Annotated in this window: 14 protein-coding genes; 12 read left to right on the top strand and 2 right to left on the bottom strand. The window is 42.0% G+C overall.

Annotated features, from left to right (window positions below):
- The first annotated feature begins 59 nt into the window (after positions 1–59).
- The 5 genes from MHI08_RS14385 to MHI08_RS14365 all read left to right on the top strand — a co-directional run bounded on the left by MHI08_RS14385 (position 60) and on the right by MHI08_RS14365 (position 4,760).
- Positions 60–1,223 (top strand): iron-containing alcohol dehydrogenase, encoded by a 1,164-nt coding sequence (locus tag MHI08_RS14385; RefSeq protein WP_342499711.1) that lies wholly within the window; start codon positions 60–62, stop codon positions 1,221–1,223.
- A 121-nt stretch (positions 1,224–1,344) separates the two neighbouring features.
- Complete coding sequence (locus MHI08_RS14380) at positions 1,345–2,517, top strand: iron-containing alcohol dehydrogenase (RefSeq protein ID WP_342499710.1); 1,173 nt, start codon at positions 1,345–1,347, stop codon at positions 2,515–2,517.
- A gap of 126 nt (positions 2,518–2,643) precedes the next feature.
- The gene (locus tag MHI08_RS14375) at positions 2,644–3,999 is read left to right on the top strand and encodes a glucose-6-phosphate isomerase (protein WP_024423293.1); all 1,356 of its coding nucleotides are present in this window, start codon (positions 2,644–2,646) and stop codon (positions 3,997–3,999) included.
- A 111-nt stretch (positions 4,000–4,110) separates the two neighbouring features.
- Entirely contained in the window at positions 4,111–4,329 is a 219-nt protein-coding gene (locus MHI08_RS14370) for a spore germination protein (RefSeq protein WP_024423292.1), read from the top strand.
- A gap of 29 nt (positions 4,330–4,358) precedes the next feature.
- A complete protein-coding gene (locus tag MHI08_RS14365; RefSeq protein WP_024423291.1) occupies positions 4,359–4,760 on the top strand; it encodes a YugN-like family protein in 402 nt (133 codons plus the stop codon).
- Here the strand turns inward: MHI08_RS14365 and MHI08_RS14360 are convergent.
- On the bottom strand, positions 4,757–5,743 hold the full coding sequence (locus MHI08_RS14360) for a potassium channel family protein (RefSeq protein ID WP_024425923.1): 987 nt from the start codon (positions 5,741–5,743) through the stop codon (positions 4,757–4,759). The genes MHI08_RS14365 and MHI08_RS14360 overlap by 4 nt on opposite strands.
- Positions 5,744–5,869: 126 nt before the next feature.
- On the opposite strand from MHI08_RS14360, the gene MHI08_RS14355 reads away from it, so the two are divergent.
- From MHI08_RS14355 to MHI08_RS14330, 6 genes are all read left to right on the top strand, one after another.
- Positions 5,870–6,094, top strand: coding sequence for a hypothetical protein (locus MHI08_RS14355; protein WP_024423289.1), 225 nt, complete (start codon positions 5,870–5,872; stop codon positions 6,092–6,094).
- Between the two features lie 80 nt (positions 6,095–6,174).
- The gene (locus tag MHI08_RS14350; protein ID WP_024423288.1) at positions 6,175–6,849 is read left to right on the top strand and encodes a zinc metallopeptidase; all 675 of its coding nucleotides are present in this window, start codon (positions 6,175–6,177) and stop codon (positions 6,847–6,849) included.
- A gap of 48 nt (positions 6,850–6,897) precedes the next feature.
- Positions 6,898–8,190: a hemolysin family protein gene (locus MHI08_RS14345; RefSeq protein WP_024423287.1), complete on the top strand. Its 1,293-nt coding sequence runs from the start codon at positions 6,898–6,900 to the stop codon at positions 8,188–8,190.
- Between the two features lie 113 nt (positions 8,191–8,303).
- Positions 8,304–8,705 carry a secondary thiamine-phosphate synthase enzyme YjbQ gene (locus MHI08_RS14340; RefSeq protein ID WP_039181060.1) on the top strand — a complete coding sequence of 134 codons (402 nt, stop codon included), beginning with the start codon at positions 8,304–8,306 and terminating at the stop codon, positions 8,703–8,705.
- Between the two features lie 16 nt (positions 8,706–8,721).
- Positions 8,722–9,753 carry a nitronate monooxygenase gene (locus tag MHI08_RS14335; RefSeq protein WP_342499709.1) on the top strand — a complete coding sequence of 344 codons (1,032 nt, stop codon included), beginning with the start codon at positions 8,722–8,724 and terminating at the stop codon, positions 9,751–9,753.
- A 24-nt stretch (positions 9,754–9,777) separates the two neighbouring features.
- Complete coding sequence (locus MHI08_RS14330; RefSeq protein ID WP_024423284.1) at positions 9,778–10,026, top strand: hypothetical protein; 249 nt, start codon at positions 9,778–9,780, stop codon at positions 10,024–10,026.
- Between the two features lie 21 nt (positions 10,027–10,047).
- Here the strand turns inward: MHI08_RS14330 and MHI08_RS14325 are convergent, their stop codons facing one another.
- On the bottom strand, positions 10,048–10,788 hold the full coding sequence (locus tag MHI08_RS14325) for a protein-glutamine gamma-glutamyltransferase (protein WP_342499708.1): 741 nt from the start codon (positions 10,786–10,788) through the stop codon (positions 10,048–10,050).
- 156 nt (positions 10,789–10,944) lie between these two features.
- On the opposite strand from MHI08_RS14325, the gene MHI08_RS14320 reads away from it, so the two are divergent.
- Positions 10,945–12,936, top strand: coding sequence for a methyl-accepting chemotaxis protein (locus MHI08_RS14320; protein WP_056765928.1), 1,992 nt, complete (start codon positions 10,945–10,947; stop codon positions 12,934–12,936).
- Positions 12,937–12,965: the final 29 nt, after the last annotated feature.

Genomic DNA, 12,965 nt, shown 5'->3' with positions numbered 1-12,965 from the left:
CAAATTACTTTACTTTTGGAATGAATGAGGCGCATAATGTAGCGCGAGGAGGAGATCATATGGATCGATTTACTTATTGGAACCCAACGAAATTAATTTTTGGAAAGGGAGAAGTATCAGCCCTTTCAGATGAACTCAAACACTACGGAAAAAACGTATTACTTGTATATGGTGGAGGCAGTATTAAACGAAACGGCCTTTATGATCAAGTTGTCAGCATCCTAAAAGAATCAGGAGCTGCAATCACTGAACTTGCTGGTGTAGAGCCTAACCCGCGCTTAACAACAGTAAGAAAAGGGGTAGAGCTTTGCAAAGAAAACAACATTGACTTTATTTTGGCAGTTGGCGGCGGCAGTGTCATTGATGCCACAAAAGCAATCGCAGCTGGTGCGAAGTACGATGGAGATGCTTGGGATATCGTGACACGCAAACACGTCCCAATGGAAGCTATTCCGTTCGGTACTGTGTTAACACTTGCCGCAACAGGCTCTGAAATGAACTCAGGATCAGTTATTACAAACTGGGAAACAAATGAGAAGTATGGCTGGGGAAGTCCAGCAGTTTTCCCGAAATTCTCTATTCTTGATCCAGTTAACACATTCACTGTGCCTAAAAATCATACGATTTATGGCATGGTTGACATGATGTCACATGTGTTCGAGCAATATTTCCATCACACAGAAAATACACCTTATCAAGATCGTATGTGTGAAGGACTTCTTCGCACTGTCATTGAAACGGCACCGAAGCTGATCAACGATCTAGAGAACTACGAGCTGCGTGAAACGATTTTATTCACTGGCACAATTGCACTTAATGGCATGCTTTCAATGGGGGCACGTGGTGACTGGGCATCTCATAACATTGAGCATGCAGTATCTGCTGTCTATGATATTCCTCATGCAGGCGGTCTTGCGATCTTGTTCCCGAACTGGATGAAACATGTGATTCAAGAAAACCCAGGCCGTTTTAAACAATTAGCGGTGCGTGTATTCGATGTAGATCCTGCGGGCAAAACAGACGAAGAAGTTGGCTTAGAAGGAATCGACAAGCTGACAGCTTTCTGGACAAGTCTTGGTGCACCAAGCCGTTTGGCGGATTATGACATCAACGATGAGAAAATTGATTTAATTGCAGACCGTGCAATGGCACGCGGTGAATTTGGTCAATTTAAAAAGCTGAACAAAGAAGATGTTTTAGCCATTTTGAACGCTTCTTTATAATTGAACAACAAAGGGATAGCTGCTTGCGGGCAGTTATCTTTTTTTGAGTTCATCGTGTACATATGTTACAGTAGTCTTTCATGTTTTTGGATATATTCGTTGTAAGGAGATGTTTCAACAGATGGAGAATTTTATTTACTATAATCCAACAAAATTGATGTTTGGAAAAGGACAGCTAGAAGGACTCAAAAGCGAACTCGCTCGTTATGGAAAACGAGTGTTACTTGTATATGGTGGCGGCAGCATTAAGAAAAATGGTCTTTATGACAAAGTCATCAGTGCGTTAAAAGAAGCAGATGCTGAAGTATTTGAGTTGTCTGGCGTTGAACCAAACCCGCGCCTCACAACAGTGAAGAAGGGAATCGATATCTGCCAAAAGGAGAACATTGATTTCTTATTAGCCGTTGGCGGCGGAAGTGTGATCGACTGTACAAAAGCGATTGCAGCCGGAGCAGAATATGACGGTGATGTGTGGGATATTATTTCAAAGAAAACAACCGCTCAAAAAGCATTGCCGTTTGGTACAGTACTGACACTTGCAGCAACAGGTTCAGAAATGAATCCAGACTCTGTCATCACAAACTGGGAAACGAATGAAAAATATGTATGGGGAAGTTCAGTCACTCATCCTGCATTTTCAATTCTAGACCCTGAGCACACATATTCTGTCCCAGAGAATCAGACGGTGTATGGCATGGTTGATATGATGAGCCATGTATTTGAACAATACTTCCATAATGTCAAAAACACGCCTCTACAGGATCGGATGTGCTTTGCTGTTCTTCAAACAGTCATCGAGACAGCACCAAAGCTTCTTGAAGACTTACAAAACTATGAGCACCGTGAAACCATCCTTTATGCAGGAACGATTGCTTTAAATGGCACGCTGCAAATGGGTTACTTTGGCGACTGGGCGTCCCATACGATTGAGCATGCTGTATCGGCTGTCTATGACATTCCGCATGCAGGCGGGCTTGCTATCCTCTTCCCAAACTGGATGCGCCACACGCTCGATCATAATGTGGAACGCTTTAAAAACCTTATGCTGAACATGTTTGACATCGAAACAGAAGGAAAATCAGATCGTGACATCGCATTAGAAGGAATCGACAAACTGACAGCTTTCTGGACAAGCCTTGGTGCACCAAGCCGTTTAGCTGATTATGACATTGGTGAGGATCAGCTGGACAAAATTGCCGACATTGCAGCAAAAGAAATGGAATACGGTGGTTTTGGAAACTTTATGAAACTTAACCGTGATGATATTCTAGCGATTTTGAAAGCTTCTTTATAATCCAGATTGCCGCTTTTCATCCAGAGAAGCGGCTTTTTGCTATGCCAGTGACGATCACTTGATTTCAATAGCTAGTTCCGCTAAAGTGAAAGGGACAGAACTAACGTAATGGAGGGCTTACAAGCGATGACACATATTCAATTTGACTACTCGAAAGCGTTACCTTTCTTTCAAGAACATGAGCTTACATATTTAAAAGATTTTGTGAAGGTAGCCCATCATAATATTCATGAACAAACGGGTGCAGGCAGTGATTATTTAGGCTGGGTGGACTTGCCGAAGCAATACGACCGCGAAGAGTTTGCCCGCATTAAAAAAAGTGCAGACAAAATTAAGTCTGACTCTGACGTCCTGCTCGTTGTGGGAATCGGCGGGTCATATCTAGGTGCACGTGCGGCGATTGAATTTTTGAACCATTCTTTCTATAACACTTTGCCAAAAGGCAAGCGCAAGACACCACAAATCATTTTTATTGGAAACAACATCAGTTCTTCTTATTTAACAGATGTGATGGATCTATTGGAAGATGCAGATTTCTCCATTAATGTGATTTCAAAATCTGGTACAACAACAGAGCCAGCCATTGCGTTCCGTATCTTTAAAAAGCTCCTCATTGAAAAATACGGTGCTGAAGAAGCGAAAAAACGTATTTATGCGACAACTGACAAGGCACGCGGTGCACTTAAAACATTAGCAACTGAAGAAGGCTATGAATCATTTATCATCCCTGATGATGTTGGTGGACGCTATTCTGTATTAACAGCAGTCGGCCTTTTGCCAATCGCTGTGAGCGGTGCAGACATTGATCAGATGATGGAAGGTGCGGCAAAAGCAAGCGAAGACTTCGCTTCATCTGAGCTTTCTGAAAATGCGGCTTACCAATATGCTGTCGTCCGCAATGTCCTTTACAATAAAGGCAGAACGATTGAAATGCTGATTAACTATGAGCCAGGCCTGCAATATTTCGCAGAATGGTGGAAGCAATTATTCGGTGAAAGTGAAGGGAAAGATGAAAAAGGAATCTATCCTTCATCTGCTAACTTCTCAACAGATCTTCATTCACTTGGTCAATATGTTCAAGAAGGAAGAAGAGACTTGTTTGAAACAATCGTGAATGTAGACAAGCCTCGACATGAGCTTGTGATTGAAGCAGAAGAACAAGACCTTGATGGCTTGAACTACCTAGCAGGAAAAACGGTTGATTTCGTCAATAAAAAAGCATTTGAAGGAACGATGCTTGCCCATACAGATGGAAAAGTACCGAATCTCATCGTGACAATTCCTGAGATGGATGCTTATACATTCGGATACCTCGTGTACTTCTTTGAGAAAGCATGTGCGATGTCTGGATATTTACTAGGCGTCAACCCATTCGATCAGCCTGGAGTAGAAGCTTATAAAGTAAATATGTTTGCTTTACTAGGAAAACCAGGCTTCGAAGAGAAAAAAGCCGAGCTTGAAAGCCGCCTGAAACAATCATAAGAACAAAAAGCACACCTTTTCATAAAGGTGTGCCTTTTTTGTTTTCTTCAGATTCCTGTGCAAGCTTTCCTGTGTTCTGTACATAGAATAATGAATGGAGGAGGGTGAAAAATGAGGACGAATCATATTTATATTCATGATATTTCTGGTCAGGCGATCGTGAACTTTGGCAATGTCGGACGCATTTGTTCTAAAAGTGCTACGAAGGAAACAGCAGGTTCTGGCAGTGATAACGAGACGAATCAATCAACCAATCAAAGCCTATTTGATGCCGCGTTTACAAACAATGTACAAATCACAAGGGGGAAATGTATGAATTCCTCTCTTTAACGAAACCTATACAAAAAGGAGGGTTTCGTATGATTCATGTACCATCCAGGCTGCCTGGCGAAAGCTTTTCACTTTACCATTTAGAAGAAACGATGAAGCCGCTCGGTTATGTCATTAATGGCAACTGGGATTATGATCACGGGTATTTTGATTATAAAATTGATAACCGTGATGGCTATACCTTTCTCAGAGTTCCTTTTACAGCCGAGAAAGGCCAGCTCGATCAGCCAGGTGTTGTGGTGAAAATGGGACATCCATTTCTCTTAAAGCATGTATATCAAGACAAGTTAGATGATCATGCGATGGTTGGAAATGTGGGCGCATCCTTTAACCAGTTCCAAGAACCAAAAGAGAAAGATGGGGATGTATCAAAGGCTTATGCTGAAATTGGTTTTTCGCTCGTCAAGGAATTAGAAGACGCACTGCTTTAAAGGCTGATCAGTTCATCCTCTGGATGAAGCTCATAGCCAAAGGGAGGATTCATCATGGGTCCTTCTTTTTTTTGTACGCCGACGATGATCACATGATGCTCTAAAAAATGATGGAGCGCTGTTAAGAATGTTTCTCCAGCCAATGAAGCCGGTACAGGTATGATGGTGACGTGTTTATGCAGCGTCATATGTCGTTTTTTCTTAAACGCCGTGAGTTGTTCCTTTATTAGAAAATGTTCAACCATTAAATGATTGACAGCATCAGAGGTATGAATGACTTGGTTGGCACCAGCACGCTCGGCATTTTTCACGTAACGATCTGTTAAGATTTCAATTAAACAATATAAAGAAGGGTTTAATCCTTTTGCTGCAAGTAAGGTTAAAACACTCTGCATATCGGCTGTCACTTCATTTTCATGCTGATCCGCGGTAATCATCAGTGCATCTGCACCGGTAATGTTGGCTTTACGCAGTGTGACGTCTTCGGTCCCGTGTCCTTTAATAAAATGAACATTCTCTAAAAGAGGCCCCTCTTTCAAGGAGTCATCAATCAGCACAATCGGCATAGCTGGATCAATCGTTTGAAACGACTGAAGCAGTTTGTTCGTTTTCTCATTCCAGCCGACGATAATGAGATGTCCTTTTCCCTTAAAGGCTACCTTGCCCTCAACATAATGGTGCTGCTTACTGAACACAGCGGCGGCAAGTGTGGCAAAATAAGCGGTGACAAAGCTGGCTCCGATAAAAATGAGCGCCATACCTGCCACCTGCCCTGGCATGGTTTGCGGCACAAAATCACCGTAACCAACCGTAGAGACTGTAATAAGCGCCCACCAGATCCCATCAAAGATCGTATGATACTGCTTCGGTTCAAGCAAAACGATTAATTGTCCAAAAAAGAGAAGCAAGAAACAGATGATGATGGCAATTCGAAGATAAAGCGGCCACCTTAGCCAAGCAATAAAGATACGGTTTGATTTCATCGGACTCTTCCTTTCAGGAGACTGCTAATGTCAGTATGCCCGATTGGGAACACATTTTTTCATCTTTGTCATGTATTGAAATAGAACCCATATCTTAAAATAAGGGAGAAGAAGGAGGGAATTCGAATGTCGTTTGTTCAAAAGACCGTACTTCTTTTTATTGGTGTGCATTTTTTATCATCAGCTGTCATCTTACTCGTGTTTGATTTAAATGCTGTGAATCATTTTATGAATGATTTTTCATGGCTGCACTTTTTTCAAGACCTTTATGGTACGGGAACCTTTTATACAGCTTGCTTAGGTGTGTTCTTCTTTTTCATTGGTGCGGTTATCCCCCTGAAAAAGACCTAGTGCTTTTTGCTGTACATGGTACATAAAAGTCATTAAAATTGTAAATAAATATATAAAATAAAAGGAAGCTGATGAGCATGCTGTTTTTTTATTTTTTAACATTTGCCGCATTGGGATTATCATTTTGGGCACAATTTAAAGTGAAGAATAATTTTGAAAAGTATTCAAAGGTGGAAGCATCCAGTATGAAAACAGGTGCTGAAACCGCTCGATATATTTTAGATCGCAACGGGTTATACGACGTGCCTGTTGAACCGGTAAGAGGAACTTTGACTGATCATTACGACCCGACGCAGCGTGTGGTTCGTTTATCTGAACCTGTGTACTACGGCCATTCCATTTCGGCCATTTCAGTCGCATCACACGAGGTTGGACATGCCTTGCAGCATCAGGAATCCTATGGTGCGCTTGTTTTGAGACATAAGATCTTTCCTGTCGTGAACTTTGCATCTGGTGTTGCTCCGCTTCTTTTCCTTGGTGGAATTTTGCTCAGCAGCCTTAACTTAATCGGGCTTGGGATCATTTTGTTCTCAGCAGCTGTATTCTTTCAGCTTGTGACATTGCCTGTCGAGTTTAATGCAAGTTCTCGTGCAAAAGATATCATTGTTTCAGAAGGAATCATTAGAAGCAGTGAAGAAAGAGGCGTGAACAAGGTGTTAAATGCTGCAGCTCTGACGTACGTAGCAGCGGCCCTTGTCTCCCTGTTTGAATTGCTCCGTTTTGTAATGATCTTCCTAAATGGCCGTAATGATTAATTGATGCCAGAGGAGGTGAGCCCTTACCAGTGTTAGGTAAGGGTTTTTTTGTATATTTTAAACGTATTTTTAGTCATATTACTCATTGCTGCGACAGCATTTTTTGTTGTCACTGAATTTGCGATTGTGAAAATTAGAGGCTCTAAAATCAACCAGCTGATCGAAAGCGGTGATAAGAGAGCCATCCATGTTCAAAAGCTGATATCAAATCTCGACGAATATTTATCCGCCTGCCAACTTGGCATTACCATCACGGCCTTAGGTCTAGGGTGGCTGGGTGAACCGACGGTGGAGCATTTTCTGCATCCGCTGTTTGAAAAAATCGGGCTTCATTCTGCATTGACTGACATCCTTTCGTTTATCATCGCATTTGTGATCATTACGTTTTTACATGTCGTGGTGGGAGAGCTCGCGCCTAAAACAATTGCCATTCAAAAGGCAGAGGCCGTCAGCCTTGTGACAGCAAAACCACTCATCTTTTTCTATAAAGTCATGTACCCGTTTATTAAGGCATTAAATGGGGCTGCACGAAGTATCGTGAAATTATTTGGTTATCATTCTGTCAAAGAACATGAAGTGGCGATCAGTGAGGAAGAATTGCGACTCATTTTATCTGAAAGCTATGAGAAGGGTGAGATTAACCAATCTGAGTACAAATATGTGAATAAAATCTTTGAATTTGATAACCGAGTGGCGAGAGAGATCATGATCCCGCGTACAGAAATTTCAGCTATAGAGATTGAACAGACCTTAGAAGATGTGACCCATTATATGCTGAACGAAAGGTACACACGCTACCCTGTTATTAAAGAAGACAAAGATCATGTGATTGGTGTTATCAATAGCAAAGATGTATTTAAGGCCAGCTTCCTAAATCAAGATGTATCTATTGAAGACTTAATGCGTCCGGTGATCCGAGTGATTGAAAGCACCCCTGTTCAAGAATTGCTCATTTTGATGCAAAAGGAACGAATCCATATGTCAGTGCTCGTAGATGAATACGGAGGTACAGCGGGACTTGTCACAGTGGAGGACATATTAGAGGAAATTGTCGGAGAGATTCGAGACGAATATGATCAGGATGAAACACCTCACATCGTTAAAAAAGGTGATTTCCATTATGTGATGGATGGGAAAGCATTGATTGATGAAGTAAATGATTTATTGGATTTAGCCATTGAGAATGATGATGTAGATACAATTGCAGGCTGGATGATGACGCATAAATTTGATTTTGACATTGGAGATACGATTGAAGCAGAAGGCTGTGAATTTACGATCATTGATGCTGAAGACCACCATATTCGAACCATTGAAGTCAAAAAGGTTCACTTTTCTTAAAAACCTCGCATTGCTTGACGAGGTTTTTTTGCTTGGTAAACTTTAGATAAGAAGATTTGTTTCACATAAAAAGGGTATGGTTTTGATAGAAACGTGAAAAAGGAGCAGCTCATATGAAAAAAATCAATGTACAAACAGACAGACGCGATGACATGATCGACGTCACACATGAGGTTCTCCAATATGTCAGGGAAACAGGCATACAAAACGGAACTGTCATCGTCTATTGTCCACATACAACAGCCGGGATCACCATTAATGAAAATGCGGATCCAGATGTGAAACGGGATATGCTTCGCCGGCTTGATGAAGTTTTTCCGTGGGAACATCCAAAGGATCGCCATATGGAAGGAAATACGGCAGCACATATGAAAGCGAGTTATATGGGGGCGTCTCAGCATGTTCTCATTCATGATGGAGATCTTGTGCTTGGCACGTGGCAGGGAATCTATTTCTGTGAGTTTGACGGGCCGAGGCATCGTCATTTTTATGTACAAGTGTCGTCAAACGAGTAAGAGATGGGGGAAATAAATGTGGGATATCAAAAAGTTACTGCAAATCGAACATGGAATCATCCAAGCGCCAATGGCAGGAGGAGCTGTGACACCGCAGCTGGCAGCCGCTGTTTCAAATTACGGAGGGCTTGGCAGTTTGGCAAGTGGATATGTGCAGCCTGACGATTTGAGACAGCAGATTAGACAGGTCAAACAGCTGACAACTCACCTGTTTCAGGTCAATGTGTTTGTACCAGAGCCAATTCCAGATGTGAAAAAAGAGGATGTGGCGTTTTGGGAGAGGAAACTGCCTGTATGGCCCGAAGCTCATAGGATGCCAAGCGAAGAAGAATTGTGGGATGATTTTGAACAAAAAATCAACATTCTTCTGGAAGAAGACGTTCCGATTGTTTCCTTTACATTTGCCTGTCCAAAAGAACAAACGATTCACCGCTTAAAACAAAAGGGAATCTTTTTAATCGGAACGGCCACAACAAAAGAGGAAGCACTGCTTCTAGAGGAAAAAGGAATGGATGCCATTGTTCTGCAAGGAAGTGAAGCAGGGGGACACCGCGGCACATTTTTACGTGCAAAAGGAGACGCTCTGCTGGGACTCATCAGCCTGATCTCAGATGTCAAACCGGTCTGCCGCGTGCCTTTGATTGCCGCCGGAGGCATCACGGACCGATCAGGAGTCAAAGCAGCGCTAGCGCTTGGAGCAGATGCGGTTCAAATCGGTACACGGTTTTTAGCCAGCAAGGAAAGTGCTGCGGCAGAAGTATATAAGAAGGCTATTTTACAGGCAGAAGGCAGTGAAACAAAGGTGACCAGACTTTTTTCTGGGAAAAGAGCGAGAGGTATTGTGAATCAGTGGATGGAGGATGAAAGCCTGCATGAAGATCGGGTTCTTCCTTATCCGGTTCAGCATGTATGCACAACACCGATGCGAAAAGCAGCTGCTGCCGGCGGTAACCCTGATCAAATGGCTCTGTGGGCAGGACAGGGGGTTGGACGTATTCACTCGATTTTAACCGTTGAAGACATCATGCACGAACTGACGCAGACATAAAATCATGATGGGTGGTGTGACAGGATGGACATCTTAAAACATTCCTACCGAAAAAAAGGCCAGATTGAATTTTGGTTTGATGATTTCCCTCATTCTCCTGCTGTCCTTACGCCAATTCGTCATTACTATTTTGTTCGCTACGTGAAATGGAGCCGGCACGACTCGCCGGTTACAAGAAAAGATTTAGAAGAAATGGAGGTCCTTGCGAACACGATGCTTGGCACACTCCAAAATTATCGTAAACGCAAGGCATACAAAAGCCCCTTGTCATAACCAAGAGACAAGAGGCTTTTTTTAGCTGCCAAACATTTGCCTGAGATAAATGACATCCATCCGGGTAGTCTGCGGTAATAAATAAGCGGATTGAACCGCACCTGGCCGTCTTCTCTTATTTAGTTTGTCGATAATTTCTGCCGCTGTTAAAATTCCAAGCCCATGACCGTAATATTGATCTTCTCCTAAGTAAATCACATTTTCTCCGCGCCATTGCGACTGCTGATAGCTAAACTCTGGATTTTCGAAATATAAACAATCCCCATAGATAAAATCATTCCCGCGCTCTGTATAAATCGACAAAGTATCATAGTGCCAGTCATACAGTGTTAAACTGCGAAGTCTTCGATTAAACTTCTCCTCTCCTACTGTTTGCAAGACCCCCATATAAAACACAATGACAATTGCCGTTGCACATTCAAAAGCATATTTTGAACCATTTTCAAAAATGTCTTTAATGCCTCTAGATGGCTCCACTTGATAGCGCAGCTCTAGTGCTCCCGCTTCCGATACTCGCCAAAACGCATCATTTGCACGCGACCTTTGAAAGATGGCAAATGAGGCACCGCTTTTATCCAAATCTCTTGCAGCATTCATAATGTTCGATCTTAAAGTGACCTCAAATAACAAATCAGATGCTTGCCTATAGCGGAACGTATCATTCGAAGCCTGTAACTGCATCAAAATGATCCGCTTTTGTCCCTCTAGCTGAAACGATGCCAGCTGCTCATTTGTCACTGGCTGTCCTGAAAGGATAATCATATGAAAAGCGCCCCCTTTTGTATTAGCGTATGCAGGGTGCTTGGGCAAGGAATCAATTTGTGAAAATAAACAAATTAGCATCCTTTTTATTTGAAAAACATGAAAATACTATGAAGATGTCCGATATAAAACATATCGTTTAAAAGGAGGAAAAACATGAAAAGTGCAATAAAATGGTTGAAAAAACCATCGATTTCCAAAAGACTGATTATTTCATTCACACTTGTTCTCGTCTTGCCAATCATTACACTTAGTACGATTTCATATCAGATTGCCAAAGAAGAATTAGATCATGAAATCATGTACGGAGCAAAAGCAAGAGTCAATGATATGAATGACATGATCGAGCAAAAGCTTTTGAATAAAGAAAACGCGGTGAAACTTTTTACTCAAACAACAACTGGTGCAGACTTTAAAAAGAAAAACCAGGACGAACTGTATGAGCATTTTGAAATATACAGCAAAATCAACGAAGATGATGTAGTTGGATTTTATGCAGCGAGTAAAAATCGTGATTTCATTCAGTTTCCTAAAGTAGACATGCCAAAAGGCTATGACCCAACAACACGCGATTGGTATCAGCAAGCGATGCAGGATGAAAAAGGCGAGCCAGTTGTCACCAATCCATACATTTCTGCTACAACAAACGGCATGGTGGTCACGATTGCCCAGCGACTGAAGGACGGGTCGGGAGCGATCGGAATTGACATTGATGTGCAAGACATTGTTGATAAAATCAAAGAAATTAAAATTGGACGAGAAGGATATCCAATTATTGCAAATAAAAGCAAACAAATTGTAGCCCATCCAGAAGAAAAATCAGGATCTGAAGTCACAGGAAATATTTCATCAATCCTTTACAGCGGAAAAGAAGGAACATCAACTTATGAGAATAAAGGAGAACAAAAACGTATCGTTTTTGTCACAAATGATTTAACAGGTTGGAAAATTGCTGGAACGATGTTTGTATCAGAAACAGAAGAAGCAGCACAGCCAGTTTGGAATTCTGCCATTATTCTTTTAATTTCTTCATTTATCCTTGGCGGTGTCGCTATCTTCTTCATTGTTCGCTCGATTACCATTGGACTGAGAAGGCTTGTTGATTTCTCAGAAAAGGTGAGTGAAGGGGATTTAACAGAAACCCTCGAAACCAAATCGAAGGATGAAATAGGAGATCTCACAAGAAGCTTCAGCAAGATGAGTGAATCTCTTCGTGACGTCATTCGCGCTGTACAGCAATCTGTCGACAACGTGGCTTCGGCTTCAGAGGAGCTGACGGCAAGTGCCAGCCAAACGAGTCAAGCAACAGAGCATATCACGATGTCGATTGAACAATTTTCAAATGGAAATGAAGCACAAAACGAGAAAGTCGAATCTAGTACGAATCAGCTTGTGGCAATGAACGAAGGATTACAAGATATGTCACAAACCTCATCTGAAGTGGCTGCTGTCTCTCTTCAATCAACAGAAGCTGCTGGTCAAGGCGGCCGAATTGTTGAAAGCACAGCGAGCCAAATGAAACATATTGATACATCTGTACAAGAAGCAGAGCAGGTCATGAAAGAATTAGAATACAAGTCTAAAGATATTACGAGTATTTTAAATGTCATTAACGGCATCGCGGATCAAACGAATTTACTTGCGCTTAATGCAGCAATTGAAGCAGCAAGAGCAGGTGAATCAGGACGCGGCTTCTCCGTCGTTGCAGAAGAAGTGAGAAAACTAGCTGTCCAATCTGCAGATTCAGCGAAAGAAATTGAGAAACTCATCCAAGAAATTGTGCTAGAAATTGCTAAATCTCAAGATATGTTCAAAGCAGTCAATCGAGAAGTAAACGCAGGACTCGGTATGACAGAAGAAGCAAAAGAAAGCTTCCAGCACATTTATAAGGCGGCAGAAGGAATGTCGAAAAAACTGTCGCAATTAAACGATACAGCCATAGACCTATCGAGCGGTTCAAAGCTTGTTTCACAAGCGATGCAGGAGATGCGCCAAGTCTCTAGAGAAAGCGCAGCAAACATTCAGGACATTGCGGCTTCTGCAGAAGAGCAGCTAGCATCTATGGAAGAAATCACATCTTCTTCTGTGACACTTGCCAACATGGCAGAGGAACTAAAAGAGCTCACAAGTCAATTTAAAATTAATTAAATGATGATGAAAAGATATCCAGAATTGTC

Source organism: Bacillus sp. FSL M7-0791, from assembly GCF_038627085.1.
In the GTDB taxonomy this organism is placed as follows: Bacteria; Bacillota; Bacilli; order Bacillales; family Bacillaceae; genus Bacillus; species Bacillus safensis.
This window is presented reverse-complemented; position numbering and strand designations above follow the sequence as displayed.